Source organism: Bradyrhizobium agreste (genome assembly GCF_016031625.1).
In the GTDB taxonomy this organism is placed as follows: domain Bacteria; phylum Pseudomonadota; class Alphaproteobacteria; order Rhizobiales; family Xanthobacteraceae; genus Bradyrhizobium; species Bradyrhizobium agreste.
This window is the reverse complement of the sequence record NZ_JACCHP010000028.1, coordinates 59,764-78,334: the sequence shown is the minus strand read 5'-3', so window position 1 is coordinate 78,334 and position 18,571 is coordinate 59,764. Positions and strand designations below refer to the sequence as shown.

The following is an 18,571-nucleotide window of genomic DNA, read 5'->3' as shown; positions in this document are numbered from 1 at the left end:
GTCAAGCCCGGCCATGACGAGCGATAGAGCTAGCCAGGAAAGAGAACATGTCCGTCCGCATCGTCGACGTCCGCGAGATCACAAAACCGATCTCGTCCCCGATCCGCAATGCCTATATCGACTTCACCAGAATGACGACCAGCCTCGTTGCCGTCGTCACCGACGTGGTCCGCGACGGCAAGCGCGTCGTCGGCTACGGCTTCAACTCCAACGGCCGCTACGGGCAGGGCGGCCTGATCCGCGAGCGCTTTTCCGCGCGCATCCTGGAGGCCGATCCGAAGTCGCTGCTGAACGCGGCCGGCGACAATCTCGACCCCGACAAGGTCTGGGCCGCGATGATGACCAACGAGAAGCCGGGCGGGCATGGCGAGCGCTCGGTCGCGGTCGGCACCATCGACATGGCGGTGTGGGATGCGGTGGCGAAGATCGCGGGCCAGCCGCTGTTCCGCCTGCTCGCCGAGCGGCACGGCGTGACCGCCAATCCGCGCGTGTTCGTCTACGCCGCCGGCGGCTATTACTATCCCGGCAAGGATCTCGCGATGCTGCGCGGCGAGATGCGCGGCTATCTCGATCGCGGCTACAACGTCGTGAAGATGAAGATCGGCGGCGCTGATATCGCCGAGGACCGCACCCGCATCGAGGCGGTGCTCAAGGAGATCGGCAACGACGCCCACCTCGCCGTCGACGCCAACGGCCGCTTCAACCTGGAGACCGCCATCGCCTATGCCAAGATGCTGCGCGACTATCCCTTGTTCTGGTACGAGGAGGCCGGCGATCCCCTCGACTACGCGCTGCAGGCCGCGCTCGCCGAATTCTATCCGGGCTCGATGGCGACCGGCGAGAACCTGTTCAGCCACCAGGACGCCCGCAACCTGATCCGCTACGGCGGCATGCGCCCGGACCGCGACTGGCTGCAATTCGACTGCGCCCTGTCCTACGGCCTGTGCGAATACCAGCGCACGCTGGAGGTGCTGAAGACCCACGGCTGGTCCCCCAGCCGCTGCATCCCGCATGGCGGCCACCAGATGTCGCTCAACATCGCCGCCGGCTTGGGGTTAGGGGGCAACGAGAGCTACCCCGACCTGTTCCAGCCCTATGGCGGCTTCCCCGACGGCGTGCGCGTCGAGAACGGCCACATCACCATGCCCGAGCTTGCAGGCATCGGCTTCGAAGGCAAGTCGGATCTCTACAAGGAGATGAAGGCGCTGGCGGAGTAGGGGTGGACCGTCGCGCCACACGCTCGATGTCGTCCCGGACAAGCGCGCCTCAAGCGCGCGCCGATCCGGGACCCATAACCCTAGGCAGACGTCGTTTCGCGAAGCTGATAACTCCGGGTCCCCGTAACCACGATCTCCTGTGGTTATGGGTCCCGGATCTGCGCTTCGCTTGTCCGGGACGACGACTGAGTATGCGGCCTACGACAGCCGCATATCCAGCAGCCGTCGCCCTTCGCCCTTCAGCAGCTTCTTCACCGCACTCGACGCCACGACCTCGCCGTCATTGGCATAGGCCTCGTGGTTCTTCTCGATGTCGTCGAGGCGGTAGAGGTAGTTGACCATGATTCCGGCGGACTCGCGCATTCCCTTGGGCGAGAGGTCGCCCAGCCAGTTGATGCGCTCCAGCCGCGCGCCGTTGCCGAGATGGAAGCGGGCGACGGAATCGATCAGCTTGCCCTTCGGCGTGCGCGCCTTGAGGAAATAGTACGCCGCGAGCGGCTCCAGCACGGCGCGGAGCAGTGCCGCCGTCTCCGGGCTCTCGAACCATTTGGGATCGTCGAGGCGCTTGAGCACCTCGCGATCCTCGTCCGACAGCGGCAAGTTCTTGTCCTGCTTCACCCAGGCCATGAAGCCCGGCACCGGCGACAGCGTGACGAAAGTGTCGAGCTTCGGTAGCTCGCGGCGCAGCTCTTCGACCACCTGCTTGATCAGGAAGCTGCCGAAGGAGATGCCGCCAAGGCCGCGCTGGGTGTTGGAGATCGAATAGAACACGGCGGTGCGCGCGCGCTCGATCGGCAGATGCTGGCGGTCGACCGCGAGCAGGGGCTGGATCGCGCCGGGGATCGTCTCGGTCAGCGCCACCTCGACGAAGATCAGGGGCTCGTCCACCATCGCAGGGTGGAAGAACGCGTAGCAGCGGCGGTCAACCGGATCGATGCGGCGGCGCAGGTCATCCCAGTCCGAGATCTCGTGCACGGCTTCGTAACGGATGATCTTTTCGAGGATGTTGGCCGGGGTCGACCAGTCGATCCTGCGCAGCACGAGAAACCCCCTGTTGAACCACGAAGAGAGAAGATGCGAGACGTCGCGGTCGAGCGCGGCGAGATCGGTGTGCCCGTTGATCATGCCGAGCAGATCGGCGCGCATGTTGACGAGATCGCCGGTACCGCCGGGCGCGCGGTTCAGCCGGCGGATCAGCTCCTGCCGGCGCGGCTCGGAGGCGAAGTGCAGCGAGCTTGCGTCCTCGTCGCTGGGCGCGGCACGCCATGTCTCGATCGCCTTGGACAGCCGCTCCCGATCGGGGCCGAAATCGCGCACCAGTCCCTCGAAGAAGGCGCGGCGTCCCGCGGCATCCAGCTGCCGGTAGATGTCGAGCACCTCGCGCGCCATCGCCGTGCCCGAGGCTTCGCCCCGCCCCGATAGCAGCGCATCGCAGAGCTCGAGCAGTCCATCGGCATCACGCTTGGTAGCGGCGGCGTCCCCCCGGCGAAGCAACGTGCGGCCGCGCTCGGAGATGGTGGCAAGCAGGTCGGAGAAGAAGGCGTTGGCCATCTGGGCTTTCGTATCAGGTCTGTGCGTTGCGGGAGCTTACACGGGATTTGGGTGCAAGCCGATCACAATCAAGCAGGGGAATGCGGCAACTTTCGTCGGGCCGTGCGTTTGGAGAATGACGGCATGTCGGGTGGGGCGGTGCGTTCGTATACGGCGGTTTGGGATACTCCAGTTTCCACATCGTCATGGCCGGGCTTGTCCCGGCCATCCACGCCTTGCCACGCGGCACCAAGAGCGTGGATGCCCGGGACAAGCCCGGGCATGACGACCTGTTGTGAATGTTGGCAGCCTACTTCCCCGCAAACTCCGTCGGCGTCCGCCCCGTCACTTGCCGGAATGCGGCCGAGAATGCCGGCACGCTGGCATAGCCGAGCTGGGTCGCCAGCTGCTTCACCGACACGCTCGCATCCGTCGATATCCGCTCGATCGCCGCCGCAATCCTGGCACGTTGGCACCAGCTCTTGAAGCTCAGCTGCGTCTCGCTCGAAAACAGCCGCGACAGCGTACGGGCGGAGGTTCCGACCTCGCGCGCCAGCTTGTCGATGTCGTGCAGGCCGGTGGGATCGTCGAGCACGATCATCGCGGCGCGACGGCAGCGCACTTCGCGCGGCAGCGGTACGAAGGTCGCGGAATCCTCGGCCTGGTGCAATTCCAGCATCACCAGGCGCACCAAGAGCTCGGTGCGCGCCTCGGTGCTACGCCCGTCGAACAGCGCGAGGATCGCCTGATTGAGCAGCGGCGAGACCCGTACCACGAATTCCCTGGTCAGACCGTCATGGCGCTGCTCGCGCTTCAGCCAGGGCAGGTCGAAATACAGCGTGCGCATCTCGATGTCGGCGAGCAGGTCGATGGCATGCTCGAGCCCGGCCGGCACCCAGACCGCCCGGTCCGGCGGCACCAGCCAGCGTCCCCCGGGCGTCGTCACCTGCATGGTGCCGCGGGCTGCATAGATCAGCTGCGCCTCGCGGTGCATGTGCAGATCGATCCGCATCCCCTTGGGATAATCGCGCGCGACCAGATGCACGCCCGCGGGCGAGCGGTGGTTGCTCCGGACCTCCCGCAGGATTGGCGTTTCCAAGATTGGCGTTTCCAAGACAGTCATTGGCGGCATCCCGTCATGGGGAGGACATATAACTCATTTCGGAGCAGGAGAGGATTCGCCGAATGAACAGCCCCAGCCGGGTCATCGGTTTCGTCAATGCCGGCCATTTCATCGACCATTATGCGATGCTGATCTTCGCCGCCGCTGTGATCATCATGGGCCCGGCGCTCGGCATGGCCTATTCGGAACTGTTGCCTTACGCGACGCCGGGCTTCGTCGCCTTCGGGGCGGGCTCGCTGCTCACCGGCTGGCTGGGCGATCGCTGGAGCCGCCGCCACATGATGCTGATCTTCTTCGTCGGCATCGGCCTCTCCATGATCGCGGTCGGCGTCGCGCAGACCCCCTTGCAGCTCGGCGCCGCGCTGCTCGCGATCGGCATCTTCGCCTCGATCTATCACCCCGTCGGCACCGCCATGATCGTGTCCTACGCCGACCGGCTCGGCCGCGAGATGGGAATCAACGGCGTCTGGGGCAATCTCGGCGTGGCCTCGTCGGCCCTGGTCACTGGCGTGATCGGCCAATATCTCGGCTGGCGCTTCGCCTTCATCGTTCCCGGCGTGGTCACGGTCCTGATCGGCATCGCCTTCGCGCTGAGCGTCGTGCACGAGGACCGCAAGGGCTCAAAGCAGGCCGCGGCGCAGGCGCGGGTCGCCAAGCAGGACATGTGGCGCGTGATCCTGGCGCTGCTGATCGTGGTGATCGCGATATCTACGACCTTCAACGCCGTCACCGTCGCGCTGCCAAAGCTGTTCGCCGAGCGGCTTGCGGACCTGACCAAGAGCCCGGCGCTGCTCGGGGTCATCGCGGCCGGCGTCTACGTGTTCGGCGCGATGACGCAGTACACGATCGGCCGGCTGCTCGACCGCTACGCGCTGAAGACGGTGGCGCTGCCGCTGTCCTTCATGCTGGCGCCGTTCCTGTATCTCGCCGCCAGCCTCAACAATCTGCCGCTGATCCTGGTCTCGATCGGCATCGTCATGGGCGCGTTCGGTCAGGTCACGGTGAACGACGCCATGGTCGGCAAATACACCACCGAGGAGTGGCGCTCGCGCGCCTATGCCGTGCGCTATTTCGTCGGCTTCACCGCGGCCGGCGCCTCCGTCGGCCTGGTCGCCTGGCTCTACGAGCAGGGTGGCTTCGTCACCATGCTGCACGCCTTCGCCGCCCTCTGCCTGCTCGCCATCGCCGCCGCGCTGATCCTGCCGCGCGAGATCGGGACGCCGGCGGGTCAAAACGCCTGATCGGTAGAAGAGGGCCGTCGAGATTCTTGCGCGATCTCGTTCGCGGCGGGAAGCTGACGAGCGAGCGGTGGTGAGATGTTCGTCGTCGGCCGCTTCACAATGGCCCGCCTGTCTTTCACATAGGCGATAGCAACACCCAACCTTTCCACGCTGCCGATGACTTCGCCATCGAGGTCGCGATCGCAGTTCATGTGCGTCGGAGCGATGAAGAATTCCGACTCGTCCCATTCGGACCGGAAGTCCCAACGCAATTGTGGAAGCGTGACAGTGTGATCGAACGCCGGGCGTTCTCCACATACGGCGACGGAATAGACCGTCGATGTTTTATCGTCGAGCGGTGTCTTTTCGCGGACGAACGTCTCGAGCATTCGGATCGCTTCCGGCATGCTGTTGAACCAGTAGTCAAGGTCATAGCGGCGGAACGCCCCCGGAAGTCCTCCGGCCACGGCGTTGTAGGACAGGCTCTCGTAGGGATGAAGCCTTGCCAGCATGAGCCCTTCCGACAGGAAATACGCGCACATCACCGCAAGTCCCGCCGAGGCCAGTCGACGGCCCCGCAGGGCAATCCCATCGAGGACGTCGCTTAGACCTACGCCGGCCAGCGTGGCCAGAGGAGGAAGCACAAAAAGGAAATGGCGCATGCCGCTGAATGCAGGGCCATGAACGAGCGCTTGGCAGCCCAAGGGAAGCAGAACCATCGCCGATAGCAATGCAAGATCGCGGCACCGGTCCGGGTCTCGCTTGACGGGACGCCAAAGCAGCGAAACCATCGCCAGCGCGGCCCCGGTCTGGGTGATCAGCGGCACGCGGATGAAGAGATAGAAGGGGACATAGACGCGCGGCACGTGAGCCATTTCGTACACGCGCCCGACAAAGAGCGTTCGGATCGCATACTGAAATTCCGAGTACGCAAATAGGCCACGGACGGGATTGAGGGGCGAAAGCGCAGCCCACGGCCAGGCCAGGATCATCAGCAGATAGGCGACCGCCACGGCGGGACATGTCTTCAACAGGGAGTTAGCCGCAAAGGCAAGGCGCGCAGCGCGGCTTTCCGTCCAGGGCAGATAGATCAGGATTGCAAGTCCGAGATAGACGAACAGCAGCAAACCATAGCTTCGCAGCCCGAGAGCTGCCCCCGCAAGACAGCCGAAAACCGCAACATGCAGGGGGCGCGGCGCCGGCAGTTGGCGGGCCAAGCGGAGAAGGACCAGTGTCGCTCCGGCCATCGCCGCCGCAAAGGGAATGTCCTTGGTATGGTTGAACATGGCGCCGTACCAGGCGCCACAGAGCGCAAGCGCGATCATAGCTATGAGGCCCGCGCGAGGTCCGGCGATCAATCGCGCGGCGGCGCCACTGAATGCGATGCCGGCGAGGCCCGTAACGGCGCAGAGGATGTGCCGCAATTCGTAGATATCGACGGGGATAACCTGGCCGAGCGCGATTGCTATGATGTCGAACAGACCTCCGTAGAGGTACAGGTTATCGAAGGTGAAGAGATCGCGTACCCGCAATCCGCTCTGATAGTATGCTATGATCAATTCGCCGTAGCGATGCTGGACGGCCTCGTCATTGGAAATCGCGTAATCCTTCGCTGTGAAGCACGCGAGGACAATCAGGCCTGCAAGAAATGCCAGGGCCAAAAAGTCGAAGGTGTTCGAAGGGGTGAAGCTGTGCGGAGAGCTCTCGACAAGTTCCTTCAGTGCGTTACCGGCGGAGATCCGGCCGTCCCCTGCTCTTGTTTCAACGCTCGACATGATCGGATCTCATGTGCCTCCCGCTCGCTTGCAAAGCGAGCCGCAGGGCCATTTCTCGGACACGGTCCCTGGTTCGCTGCGTCTCGGTTGATCCGCCATGGCTGATCCCTAGAGTTTATGGCCTTTGTCCCGCAGCAATTGGCTCATCTGCGCCTTGATGTCGTCGGTCACTTCGCGCGAGATTTCATCGCCGATCTTTCGGCTGATCTCCGAGAGCTCGCGGGATTTTTCGGTATATTTCTGGCCGACCGCGCTACGATAGAACGCGTCGATCGCGTGCAGTTCGTCCGCGGAGAAATTCGCCGCATAGAGCGCCGCGGCGCGCTCGATCATCGATTTGTTGTATTTAGACTGGCTGGATTCCAAGACCGCCGGCACTGCGGCGTCGAAGTCGTGCTCGATCTCCGGGCGGTCCTGAGACAGAACCGGTCGCAGCCTGAACAGAATACCTGGAAGCAGAGCCTTGTATTGGTCAGTCACTCTCAGCGTCGTGACGAGGCTCCGAGCCGCATCCATCGCATCAGGTGATGGATTTTCTGCAGCCGCAACATCCATTGTGAGGAGGATGGTGCAAACCGTGATCGTCAGTGCTTTGTACATGGCTGTTTCCTCCTCGGATCTGCCTCAGGCGGCGCTTGGCTGAGTGCGAGCCATGGGCGCAGACGTCGGTTTGAGTTCCGCGTCCAGGCCTTCATTGATGCCGGCGTCCACGAACAGGTTCGGCACCCGTTGGGCACGATCCAGAAGCCAGGCGGCCGCGCTCATGATGGCGATTCCGCCGATGCTCAGCAGAATTTGCTCGACCACTTCATGCTTCCACTGAACCAGCATCCAATGCACCCCGAACGACAGGAAGACGCCAAGGCAGAACAGCGGGAGCGAATGCTGACCGCACAACACCAGCGGGCGCAGCCATGTCGACTTCAGTCCGGCCCAGTCCCGGCTGAGGTAACGGGAGACGACGACTGCCAGCGCAAGGAAATGCGTGAACCGGAGCATATCGAGGTTGGACTTGTCGATCGGATAGATCAGCTTGATCATCCATTTCGGGATCAACGACTCCAGGAACGCGCTGTGCCAGGTCATCACGATCAGCAGCGCGAAACCGATCCAGCCGATTGCGATTGCGAGGACGATGCGCGACTGAAGAAGTTTGCTGATTTGAGCCACCGCGCCGCACCCGCACCAAGCACCGAAAAAGAACATCAATTGCCAGGCGAAGGGATTGAAATACCAGGTCGCCCCTTTCGGATAGGACGGCAGGTTCCAGTCGAAATAGCGAGCGAGCAGGTACAACACGATCGAACCTGCCAGGGTCAGATTCGGGCGTCGCACCAGGCACCACACCACGAACGGCGAAACGAAAACCAGGGAGATGTAGAGCGGCAGGACGTCCAGGTCGACGGGCTTGTATTGCAGCGTGAGCGCCTTGCCGATCAACTCGTCAGGATGGGCGAGGAAGTTGGCGACGTTGAACTCATCCTTGTACATGGGATTGTCCCATTTCCTCGCAGCGCGGGCGATCTGTGCCGTGAAGGCGAGGAACAGCAGAATGTGGGCAACGTACATTTGCCAGGCGCGCAGCCACAGCCGCTTCAACGCTGGAAGAAACTGGCCCGCAGCCACGATGGGGACGTAAATGAATCCGAGGAGATAACCGGAGATGAAAACGAAGAACTCGGCTGCGTCGCTGAAGCCGTAATTGCGCAGCGTGAGCCAGGCCACGACGTCGTCCGGGATGTGGTCGAGAAAGATCATCCAGAGGCCGAGACCGCGCAACAGATCGAGCCTCAAGTCCCGTTCTACGACATAAAGATCCGTGCTCTCTTTTGCCATGTCAGCCCGTCCCGTCGGTTGAGTGAGTCATCATCAAGAACTTTGTGCGATCAGCTTGGACATATTCGCCGTGGCGCGCTCGCGCCCCGACATCGCCCATTTGTACCAAGTGAATACCCTTGCTATGCTGTACAGGATCAAGATGCCGCCGGCACCGACCACCGCATGCAGCACGAAACCCGCATCAAGCTCGATGAGCAGTGCGTAGCCGGCGAATGACAGGGCGACGCCGACCGCAAAAATCTGAAGAGAATACTGTCCGCAAAGGATGAGAGGGCGCGCCCAGGCCGATCGTAATTCCGCCCAGTCGTCCGGCACGAAGCGTAGCGCGACGACGGCCAGCGCCAGGAAATGCGCAAACCTCAGGATGTCGAAATCGGTCTTGTTGATCGGATAGATCAGCCCCGCCACCCAGCCGGGGATCAGGCGCTCCAGTGACGGAAAATACCACGTCATGGTCACAAAGAAAGCAGCGCAGAGATAGGTGAGGGCTAGCCCGAACACGAATCGGGAATTGAGGATCGGCGATAGTCGCTTGCCCCCTCCAAGCGCGCACCAGGCGCCAAACACGAACAGAAGCTGCCATGCATAAGGATTGAACGACCAGAAGCCGTCTGGATAGGTCGACAAATGCAGGTCGTACCGAAGCATCAGCACATAGAGTCCGGCCGACAGAGCGAGCGGCAGATCCCTGTGCAATCTAGCGAGCAGCAGCACCAACGGCAGGAAAGCCATCAGAACGATATAGAGGGGCAGGATATCCATGTTCAGCGGCCGAAATCGCAACAGTAGCGCCTGGATCACTTCGGAACCAGGTTGTTTGAAGAATTCTCCGACCTCCATCTCCTGGATGTAGAACGCTGGCTTCTCGGAAACCGTAGTAACGAAAGCGATTTCGGCCATCAGGACCAGGAAAAGCAGAAGATGCGCGGTATAGATTTGCCAGACCCGCCGCAGCACTCGTGCTGTCCCGATCACGAAGCCAGCCTCGAAGGTTGCGCGACCGTAGACCAGAGCTGCGGTGAAGCCGGAGATGAAGATGAACACTTCGGCAGCGTCGCTGAACCCGTAGTTGCGTATCGTGACCCAGGTCAGGAGGTCGGGTGAAACGTGATCGACATAAATGAGCCAGAGGGCCAGGCCGCGGAAGAAGTCGAGCCGCAGTTCTCGCTCGCCTTTGGCGACGGCAAAGTTAGGTGTCGTAAGGGACGGCGCCGAAACGGGCGCAGCGCCATCGGCTGGCGCGCCATGGATACCAAGAATCGGCGAATGCCTCATTGGCCCCCCTCCCTGGTCACCTCCCTGTTTCGACAGGAGCTTAACCTCCGCTTTGGAACAAGAACATCGAAAACGCGATGCCTCCAGATGGAAGTCGACATGACCGGGCACCTCACACAACAAATGCTGCCCGTGAGGGCTGCATAATCGGTACGGCGGGACCTATCCAATGCCTTGGCTCTATGGCTTCGCTAGGCGGTCGGCATTGGAAATGACCGAGAAGGACTGCCAGAGCTAACGATCGAGGGATGCGCCGTTCGGCCATTCATCGCTTCCGGCTTCGCTGGGCTCCAATTTCGGGGGATGTGGCGGCACGTCGCGCCATGCCATTCTTGCATTCTGCCGGTTCTGCCCGACGGAGCAGGTGACCTTCGGTAGGACAGAAATTTTCCAGGTTTTCCAAGCCCATCCTGCTGTGCATGGGTTGTCTCGCTCTTTTGCTTCGTCCCTAACCCCGTCGCGGAACCGGCTTCCCCTCCCGCGGGTTTTGCCCTTATGGGCCCGGCACCTTGCGGGGTCAGCGAATGGGGGAAAAGCACCTGCATGCAGTGGAGCCTGCTCCGATCGGTCGGCCTTAACCCCGCGGCGCTTGTCCTCACCACCATTGCGGCCAGCGCTGAGGGCGGCAAATCGGCCGGCCCGTCCGAATTCCTGCTGGTGGCGCAGATCGTGCTGCTGCTCGCGGTCGGCCGCGGTCTCGGCGAGATCATGCAGCGCATCGGCCAGCCCTCGGTGATCGGCGAGCTGCTCGCCGGCATCATCCTGGGCCCGTCGCTGTTCGGCTGGATCTGGCCGGAGGCGCAAGCCGTGATCTTTCCCAAGACGCCCGAGCAGAAGGCGATGCTCGACGGCATCGCGCAAGTGGGCATCCTGCTGCTGCTGTTGCTGACCGGCATGGAGACCGACCTCAAGCTGGTCCGCAGGGTCGGCAGGGCCGCGATTGCGATCTCGATCGCCGGCATTCTCGTGCCTTTCGCCTGCGGCTTCGCGCTCGGCGAGTTCCTCCCCGATGCGCTGCTGCCCAATCCGCAAGCGCGCCTGGTCGCCTCGCTGTTCATGGGCACGGCGCTGTCGATCTCCTCGGTGAAGATCGTGGCCGTCGTGGTGCGCGAGATGAATTTCATGCGCCGCAATGTCGGGCAGATCATCGTGGCGACCGCCGTCATCGACGACACCATCGGCTGGATCATCATCGCCGTGATCTTCAGCCTGGCCTCGCACGGCACGCTCGATATCGCCTCGGTGGCGAAGGCCTTGCTCGGCACGCTCGCCTTCCTCGCCGTCAGCTTCACCATCGGCCGCCGCCTGGTGTTCCAGCTGATCCGTTGGGCCAACGACAATCTCGTCAGCGCGGCGGCCGTCATCACGGTGATTCTGCTGTTGATGGGGATCATGGCGCTGATCACGCATCTGATCGGCGTCCATACCGTGCTGGGTGCCTTCGTCGCCGGCATCCTGGTCGGGGAATCCCCGATCCTGACGCGGCAGATCGATGAGCGCCTGCGCGGGCTGATCTCGAGCTTCTTCATGCCTGTGTTCTTCGGTCTCGCGGGCCTAGCCGCCGATCTATCGGTGCTGCGCGATCCCAATCTCCTGATGCTCACCGGCCTCCTGGTCGTGATCGCCAGTGTCGGCAAGTTCGGCGGCGCGTTCCTCGGCGGCACCGTGGGCGGACTGACCACCCGGGAGTCGCTGGCGCTCGCGAGCGGCATGAACGCGCGCGGGTCGACCGAGGTGATCATCGCCACCATTGGCCTCTCCATCGGCGTGCTCAGCCAGAACCTGTTCACGATGATCGTGACCATGGCGATCGTGACGACGATGGCGATGCCGCCGATGCTGCGCGCAGCGCTGGCGAAGCTGCCGATGAACCAGGAAGAGAAGGAGCGCCTCGAGCGCGAGGAGTTCGAGAGACGCGGCTTCGTCGCCAATCTCGAGCGTCCCCTGCTGGCGGTGGACGACAGTGTCAACGCCACCTTCGCCGCCCACGTCGCCGGCCTGATCGCCGGCATGCGCGGCCTGCCGATCACGGTGCTGCACATCGGCAAGCCGCCTCGGGAGCAGCAGAAGCCGCGCGACGAGGCGGACAGCCACGAAGCCGTCGTGAAGAAGGCCGCCGAGGCGGTGTCCGTCAAATCCGACGGAGGCGCCGGCAACATCGATGTCGTCACCCGTGCGAGGCAGGCAGAGCTCAGCGAGACCATCGCCGACGAGGCCCGCAAAGGCTTCGATCTCCTCGTCGTCGGCATCGACAAGGTGACCGCGACCAAGGACCGTTTCGATCGGAGGATCGACGCCATCGCCGCGGCATTCGAAGGGCCGCTCGCGATCGTGGCGGCCAAGGGCAAGCACCTGAAGCAGCCGCTGCCCGAAGCGCTCAACATCCTCGTTCCGGTCTCGGGCAGCGGCGTCTCCAAGCGCGGTGCCGAGGTTGCGGTCGCGCTGGCGCAAGGAGGATCCGGCTCGCTCCGGGTGGTCTATGTGGCGACGACGCGCGACAAGGGCGCGCAGCGTGGCGTTTCGCGCGGACTGAGCCAGGAGACGGGTATCCTCAAGGAAACCAGCGATCTCGCCGCCCGCTACGACGTCGACATCACCACGACGCTGCGGGTCAACCGGGCGCCGGAGGCCGCGATCCTGCGCGAGATCGAGACCACCGACGTCGATCTCGTCGTGATGGGCGTCGACCGCATCCAGGCCGATCACCTCTCCTTCGGCGGCGTGGCGGACGCGGTGTTGAGGCAGTCGAAGGTGTCGGTGCTGCTGGTGTCGAGCGGCGAAGCGCGTCCGGCTCCGGCAGAGAAGGCTTGACTCTCCGCGGTCATTGCGAGCGCAGCGAAGCAATCCAGACTGTCGCCGCGGAGAGATTCTGGATTGCTTCGCTGCGCTCGCAATGACGGTCGTGGTTGAAAGCGGTTGCCTACTTCGCCGCCACCGCCGCAACCTTCCCCGCCTTCTTGCTCGCCCGCCAGTTCTCGAAGCGCTGCACCACCACGAAAAACGCCGGCACGAACAGCACTGCAAGGCAGGTCGAGGCCAGCATCCCCGAGAACACCGTGATGCCGATCGACTTGCGCGCGCTGGCGCCGGCGCCGGTGGCGAGCACCAGCGGGACGACGCCGAGGATAAAGGCGAACGACGTCATCAGGATCGGGCGGAAGCGGGCGCGCGCGGCTTCGATGGCGGATTCCAGGATCGGCTTGCCGTCGCGGCCGTGCAGCTCGAGCCCGACCTCGACGATCAGGATCGCGTTCTTGGCGGACAACGCGATCAGGAGGATCAGGCCGATCTGGCAATAGAGATTGTTGTCGATCTTGAGGGCGGAGAGGATCAGCATCGGCCCGAGCAGCGACAGCGGCACCGCGAGGATCACCGAGACCGGCGCGTACCAGCTCTCATACTGGCCGGCGAGCACGAGATAGACCAGCAGCATGGCGAGCCCGAACACCCAGTAGATCTGGTTCGAGACCGCCTTCTCCTGATAGGACATCGCGGTCCATTCATAGCCGGTGCCGGGCGGCAGCGTCCTGTCCGCGATCTCCTCCATCAGCTTCAGCGACTGGCCGGAGGAGTAGCCCTGCGCCGGCAGCCCGATCACGGTCGAGGACGGATAGAGATTGTAGAGGCTGATCAGCGACGGACCGGTGGCCGGCGTGATCTTGGCGACGGTGCCGATCGGGATCATGTCGCCGTTCGAGTTGCGCACCTGCATGTTGGCGATGTCGCGCTCGGTGACGCGGAAGGCCGGATCGGCCTGGGTGTAGACCTGGAACACGCGGCCGAACTTGTTGAACTGGTTGACATAGGACGAGCCGAGATAGGTCGACAGCGCCGAGAACACCTGATCCGTCGTCACGTGGAGCGTCTGGGTCTTGACGCGGTCGATCTCGACGTTGAATTGCGGCACCGAGGAGCGGAACGAGGACTGCACGCGCTGCAGCGCGCTCTGGCTCTGAGCGTTGGAGACCATCGCGCCGGTGATCGCCTGCAGTTTGGCGAAGTCGCTGTTGCCGTCGCGCAGCTCGACCTGCATCGAGAAGCCGGCGGCGTTGCCGATGCCCTGGATCGGCGGCGGCGGCAGCACGATGGTGCGCGCCTCCATGATGGTGGCGAGCTTGTCGTTGAGACCATAGACCAGCGAGCGCAGATCCTCGCCTGGCCCTTTGCGGGCGTCCCAGTCCTTCAGGATGATGTAGGCGACGCCGGCATTGGCGAGGCTGGCGCTGTTGTCGAGCGCGGAGATGCCGGCGATGGTGATGACCTGCGCCACGCCAGGTGTGTCCTTGATCAGCCCGCTCGCCTTGTCGAGCACGGCCTGCGTCCGCTCCAGCGCGGCGCCGTCGGGCAACTGCACGGCGGCGATCAGATAGCCCTGGTCCTCGATCGGCAGGAAGCCGGTCGGCACCCGCGACAGGCCATAGCCGCTGGCTGCGATGACCAGCAGGGCGAACGCGACCGAGATGGTGGCGTGCTTGACCAGAAACGTGATCAGCCTGGTGTAGCCGCGCTCGACGCGGTTGTAGACCGCGTTGAACCCGCGATAGAAGAAATTGCGCTGCTCCGGCGGCACCGCCGGCCGCAGCCACAGCGCGCATTGCGTCGGCTTCAAGGTCGCGGCGTTGATGGCGGAGAGCAGCGCGGTCGCGGCGATCACCAGCGCGAATTGCGAATAGATGCGCCCGGTCAGTCCGGCGAGGAACGAAGCCGGCAGGAACACCGAGATCAGCACCAGCGTGATGCCGACGATCGGCGCGAACAGCTGATCCATCGCGCGGATCGCGGCGTCGTGGCCGTTCATGCCTTGCTCGATATTGTGCGCGGCGCCCTCGACCACGACGATGGCGTCGTCGACAACGATGCCGATCGCGAGCACGATCGCAAACAGCGTCGACATGTTGATGGTGAAGCCGAGTGCCGCCATGGCCGCGAAGGCGCCGATGATGGTGACAGGCACGGTCGTCGCCGGCACCAGCATCGCGCGCCAGTCCTGCAGGAAGACCAGGATGACGACCAGCACCAAGAGGCCGGCCTCGATCAGGGTCATGTAGACCTCGTGCACCGAGGCTTCGACGAACTTGGTGGTGTCGAACGGCGTGTCGTACTTGATGCCTTCGGGGAAGCGCTTGGCGAGCTCCGCCATCTTCTTCTCGACGGCCTGTTCGACCTGGAGCGCGTTGGCGCCCGGCGACTGGAACACGCCGATGCCGACCGCCGGCTGCTTGTTGAGCGAGAAGATCTGGCTGTAGGTCTGCGCGCCGAGCTCGACCCAGCCGACGTCGCGCACCCGCGTGACGTCGCCGCTCGATCCCGTCTTGACGATGATGTTCTCGAACTGGCCGGCGTCGTCGAGCCGTCCGTTGACGTTCAGCGTGTACTGGAACGCCTGTCCCGGCGGCGTTGGCGGCGCGCCGACCTGGCCGGCTGAGACCTGCTGGCTCTGCTGCTGAATTGCGTTGATGACGTCCTGCGGCACCAGGCCGCGCACCTGCAGCTTGTTGGGATCAAGCCAGATCCGCATCGAGTACTGGCCGGCGCCGAACACGGTGACGTTGCCGACGCCCGGCAGGCGGGAGAGCTCGTCGCGGATGTTGATGGTGGCGTAGTTGCTCAAGTAGAGGCTGTCGTATCTCGCATCCGGCGAGGTCAGCGTCACGAACAACAGGATCGAGGTCGACCGCTTCTGCACGGTGACGCCCTGGTTCTGCACCGCCTGCGGCAATTGCGACAATGCGCTGGAGACGCGGTTCTGCACCAGCACCTGCGCGAAGTTGAGGTCGGTGCCGATCTTGAAGGTGACGGTCAGCGTGTAGGTGCCATCGGAGCCGCTGTAGGATTGCATGTACAGCATGTCCTCGACGCCGTTGACCTGCTGCTCGATCGGCAGCGCCACGGTGTCGATCACGGTCTTGGCGCTGGCGCCCGGATAGCGCGTGGTGACCTGCACGGTCGGCGGCACCACGTCGGGGTATTGCGCGATGGCGAGGTTGAACAGCGCGACGCCGCCGATCAGGATCATCAGGAGCGCGATGACGTTCGAGAGGACCGGCCGCTCGATGAAGAACTTTGAGATCATGGCTGGCAGCCTTTACTTGCTCGAGGCCTGCGTCTGCTCGATCTTCGTCACCTGCGGGTCGATCTTCTGGCCCGGAATGACGCGCAAGAGCCCCGCGGTCACGACGCGGTCCTCCGGCTTCAGGCCGCTCTCGATCACGCGCAGGCCGTTGTCGACCGGGCCGATCTGCACTTTGCGCTGCTCGACGATGTTGTCACCGTTGACCACCAGCAGATAGCGGCCGCCCTGGTCGCTGCCGAGCGCGGTATCGGGAACGAGCAGGGCGCTCTTCTCCTGGTCGAAGGGCACGCGGACGCGGACGAAATAGCCGGGCAGCAGCACCCGCTTGTCGTTGGGAACGAGGCCGCGCACCGCCAGCGTGCCGGTCGACTGATTGAGGGTCGGCGAGACGTAGTCGAGCTTGCCCTCATGCGGGTAGCCGGTCTCGGTCTGCAACCCCACTTGGATCGGGAAGTGCTTCATGTCTGCGGGCGTCAGTCCACGGCGGGCCGCCTCGGCGCGGATGCGCAGCACGTCCTGCTCGTTGACGGTGAAGTTCACATAGATCGGATCCATCGCGACGATGGTGGCGAGCTGGGTCGGCGAGGAAACGCCGACGAGCTCGCCGATCGAGACCATGTGCGCGCTCACGATGCCGTCGAACGGCGCCGTGACCTTGGTGTAGCCGTAATTGACCTCGGCGAGCCTGGTGTTGGCCTGGGCCTGCTGCAGATTGGCCTGGGCGTTGTCGCGGTTCGAGGTCGAGGTGTCGAGGGTTGCCTGCGACACGGCTTGGCGCTGCACCAGCTCGGCCTGCCGCTTGTAATCGGCTTCCGCCTGCCGCAGCGAGGCCTGCGCGCCGGTTTCGGCCGCCTGCGCCTGTTCGAGCTTGAGCTTGTAGGTTTCGGGCTCGATCGTGAACAGCTGGGTACCCTGCTTGACGAACGCGCCGTCCTGATAGTCGATCGTTTGCAGAAAGCCCTGCACGCGCGCGACGAGATCGACGCTCTTGATCGGTGCCGTGTTGCCGGTGGCCTCGATATAGCGCGTCACGGGGCGCTGCACCGGCGTCGCGACGTCCACCTTGGGCGGCGGCGGCGCCACGAACGTGTTCTTGTCTTCGCAGCCGGCGAGCACAATCACGGCGGCGGCAGTGGAAAGGACCTGCCCGATACGCGTCCACGCTTCATTGCGTCGTGCGGGAGAGGTGGGATTCGCGCGCGTCATTCGGTGGTCCCCGATTGCTGTCTGTCGGTGCGGCAGGCTACCAACAAATGCACGGTCGTGGAACACCATAGCCATGGCGGTCACGGGCCTTGCACTGCGATCCCAGCCGTGGCCTTTGGCAGTTTTGTCAGTACAAACCGCTTTCCACGGTGCACACGATCGATCAGAATTGTGTCAAACACAGTTGGGCGCACATGCTTGGACGTTGGATTGCAACCTCGATCGTATCCCTGGTCTTGATGATGCAGAGTGCTCAGGCCCAACCCTTGACGGTCGATCCTGAAACCATCGTCCCATTGCCGCCGCGGTTCGAGATGGAGGCGCCGGCGGCCGACGTGCCACCCGAGATCGCTCGCTTCCAGGGCGCTTGGATCGGGACCTGGCAAGATGACCGGCACATCCTTGTGGTCGAGCGCGTCAAGGCGGACGGGCATGCAGACCTCGTGTTTGCTCGCTCGGACTCGGCCTTCAACGGCATGAATCGCGAATGGTGGCGAGACCGGGCGAGGGTTATTGACGGTGTGCTGACCATGACGGGGTTTCGCATCTTCCGTTATGCCTTCGATGGTCCCGACCGGTTGTACATGACGGCCACGCTCAAGAATGGCGCCGTCTCCTCCGGAGTGCTGGTCCGCGCCAATCCGGCGCGCCTGTCCGCGGGCGAGCGGCCGAACGACTGGCCATGGCCCGGAGAACGCGTGCGGATTCCGCATCTCATGGTTCGAACGCCCGATGGTGCGCGGCCGATCACGCTCGAGGGCACCTTCTATCCGCCGTCGGGGCATGGTCCGGCACCGCTCGCGATCTTCACCCATGGATCTGACGTCGGCCGCAACCAGCTCAGGTCTTGGTCGTTCTCGACCGAGGCGCATTGGCTGCGCGACAATGGATTTGCGGTGCTGGCGCTGATGCGTCGCGGACGTGGCAGCTCCGAGGGCATCAACGGTGAGGAAACCTTCGGGCGCGATCACGACGGCAGCCTCATCGATGTCTCCTCAGGTGTCGCGGAGGCCGTCGAGGATCTCGAGTCCGCGATTGCCTATGGCCGCACGCTGCCTGGCGTCAAGCCGGGCGCGGTGCTGCTCGCGGGCCAATCGCGCGGCGGCTTTCTCGCCATGCACTATGCCGGCCTCAAGCCCGGCGAGGTGTTGGGTGTGGTGAATTTCTGCGGCGGTTGGTACCCCTACGGACCGGTGACGACGTCCTATTATGCGAATGCCGGGCGTGGCGCCAGTGCTGCGGTCAAGCAGCTCTGGCTCTATTCCGACAACGATCGCCTCTACAGGGAGGATCTGATCCGCGAATATCAGCAG

General features: G+C 63.8%; 11 protein-coding genes and 1 pseudogene. 4 read left to right on the top strand and 8 right to left on the bottom strand.

Annotated features, from left to right (window positions below):
• Positions 1-47: 47 nt before the first annotated feature.
• Complete coding sequence (tarD, locus tag HZZ13_RS32425; protein WP_197963508.1) at positions 48-1,217, top strand: D(-)-tartrate dehydratase; 1,170 nt, start codon at positions 48-50, stop codon at positions 1,215-1,217.
• 198 nt (positions 1,218-1,415) lie between these two features.
• Here the strand turns inward: tarD and HZZ13_RS32420 are convergent, their stop codons facing one another.
• Together HZZ13_RS32420 and HZZ13_RS32415 are read right to left on the bottom strand one after the other, a co-directional pair.
• Positions 1,416-2,768: a malonyl-CoA decarboxylase gene (locus HZZ13_RS32420; RefSeq protein ID WP_197963507.1), complete on the bottom strand. Its 1,353-nt coding sequence runs from the start codon at positions 2,766-2,768 to the stop codon at positions 1,416-1,418.
• 289 nt (positions 2,769-3,057) lie between these two features.
• Positions 3,058-3,879, bottom strand: a complete 822-nt coding sequence (locus HZZ13_RS32415) for an AraC family transcriptional regulator (protein ID WP_197963506.1) — start codon at positions 3,877-3,879, stop codon at positions 3,058-3,060.
• Positions 3,880-3,932: 53 nt separating this feature from the next.
• Here HZZ13_RS32415 and HZZ13_RS32410 point away from each other — a divergent pair, with 53 nt between their 5' ends.
• Positions 3,933-5,111, top strand: a complete 1,179-nt coding sequence (locus HZZ13_RS32410; RefSeq protein ID WP_197963505.1) for an MFS transporter — start codon at positions 3,933-3,935, stop codon at positions 5,109-5,111.
• Here the strand turns inward: HZZ13_RS32410 and HZZ13_RS32405 are convergent.
• From HZZ13_RS32405 to HZZ13_RS32390, 4 genes are all read right to left on the bottom strand, one after another.
• Positions 5,099-6,865 carry an ArnT family glycosyltransferase gene (locus HZZ13_RS32405; protein WP_197963504.1) on the bottom strand — a complete coding sequence of 589 codons (1,767 nt, stop codon included), beginning with the start codon at positions 6,863-6,865 and terminating at the stop codon, positions 5,099-5,101. The two genes, HZZ13_RS32410 and HZZ13_RS32405, sit on opposite strands and share 13 nt — an antisense overlap.
• Positions 6,866-6,973: 108 nt before the next feature.
• Positions 6,974-7,465, bottom strand: a complete 492-nt coding sequence (locus HZZ13_RS32400) for a DUF2059 domain-containing protein (RefSeq protein WP_197963503.1) — start codon at positions 7,463-7,465, stop codon at positions 6,974-6,976.
• Positions 7,466-7,489: 24 nt separating this feature from the next.
• A complete protein-coding gene (locus tag HZZ13_RS32395) occupies positions 7,490-8,701 on the bottom strand; it encodes an OpgC domain-containing protein (protein ID WP_197963502.1) in 1,212 nt (403 codons plus the stop codon).
• A 33-nt stretch (positions 8,702-8,734) separates the two neighbouring features.
• A complete protein-coding gene (locus HZZ13_RS32390; protein WP_197963501.1) occupies positions 8,735-9,979 on the bottom strand; it encodes an OpgC domain-containing protein in 1,245 nt (414 codons plus the stop codon).
• Positions 9,980-10,522: 543 nt separating this feature from the next.
• On the opposite strand from HZZ13_RS32390, the gene HZZ13_RS32385 reads away from it, so the two are divergent.
• Positions 10,523-12,790, top strand: coding sequence for a cation:proton antiporter domain-containing protein (locus HZZ13_RS32385; protein ID WP_197963500.1), 2,268 nt, complete (start codon positions 10,523-10,525; stop codon positions 12,788-12,790).
• Between the two features lie 109 nt (positions 12,791-12,899).
• On the opposite strand, the gene HZZ13_RS32380 is transcribed toward HZZ13_RS32385, so the two are convergent.
• Together HZZ13_RS32380 and HZZ13_RS32375 are read right to left on the bottom strand one after the other, a co-directional pair.
• Entirely contained in the window at positions 12,900-16,052 is a 3,153-nt protein-coding gene (locus HZZ13_RS32380) for an efflux RND transporter permease subunit (RefSeq protein WP_197963499.1), read from the bottom strand.
• Between the two features lie 12 nt (positions 16,053-16,064).
• Positions 16,065-17,258, bottom strand: a complete 1,194-nt coding sequence (locus HZZ13_RS32375) for an efflux RND transporter periplasmic adaptor subunit (protein ID WP_197963498.1) — start codon at positions 17,256-17,258, stop codon at positions 16,065-16,067.
• A 194-nt stretch (positions 17,259-17,452) separates the two neighbouring features.
• Here HZZ13_RS32375 and HZZ13_RS37460 point away from each other — a divergent pair.
• A pseudogene (locus tag HZZ13_RS37460) lies at positions 17,453-18,553 on the top strand (alpha/beta hydrolase family protein); the annotation flags it as partial.
• Positions 18,554-18,571 lie beyond the last annotated feature (18 nt).

Excerpts from the sequence above, each read along its gene's own strand:
- tarD (WP_197963508.1), top strand. The coding sequence starts at position 48 with ATGTCCGTCCGCATCGTCGACGTCCGCGAGATCACAAAACCGATCTCG.
- HZZ13_RS32420 (WP_197963507.1), bottom strand. The coding sequence starts at position 2,768 with ATGGCCAACGCCTTCTTCTCCGACCTGCTTGCCACCATCTCCGAGCGC.
- HZZ13_RS32415 (WP_197963506.1), bottom strand. The coding sequence starts at position 3,879 with ATGCCGCCAATGACTGTCTTGGAAACGCCAATCTTGGAAACGCCAATC.
- HZZ13_RS32410 (WP_197963505.1), top strand. The coding sequence starts at position 3,933 with ATGAACAGCCCCAGCCGGGTCATCGGTTTCGTCAATGCCGGCCATTTC.
- HZZ13_RS32405 (WP_197963504.1), bottom strand. The coding sequence starts at position 6,865 with ATGTCGAGCGTTGAAACAAGAGCAGGGGACGGCCGGATCTCCGCCGGT.
- HZZ13_RS32400 (WP_197963503.1), bottom strand. The coding sequence starts at position 7,465 with ATGTACAAAGCACTGACGATCACGGTTTGCACCATCCTCCTCACAATG.
- HZZ13_RS32395 (WP_197963502.1), bottom strand. The coding sequence starts at position 8,701 with ATGGCAAAAGAGAGCACGGATCTTTATGTCGTAGAACGGGACTTGAGG.
- HZZ13_RS32390 (WP_197963501.1), bottom strand. The coding sequence starts at position 9,979 with ATGAGGCATTCGCCGATTCTTGGTATCCATGGCGCGCCAGCCGATGGC.
- HZZ13_RS32385 (WP_197963500.1), top strand. The coding sequence starts at position 10,523 with ATGCAGTGGAGCCTGCTCCGATCGGTCGGCCTTAACCCCGCGGCGCTT.
- HZZ13_RS32380 (WP_197963499.1), bottom strand. The coding sequence starts at position 16,052 with ATGATCTCAAAGTTCTTCATCGAGCGGCCGGTCCTCTCGAACGTCATC.
- HZZ13_RS32375 (WP_197963498.1), bottom strand. The coding sequence starts at position 17,258 with ATGACGCGCGCGAATCCCACCTCTCCCGCACGACGCAATGAAGCGTGG.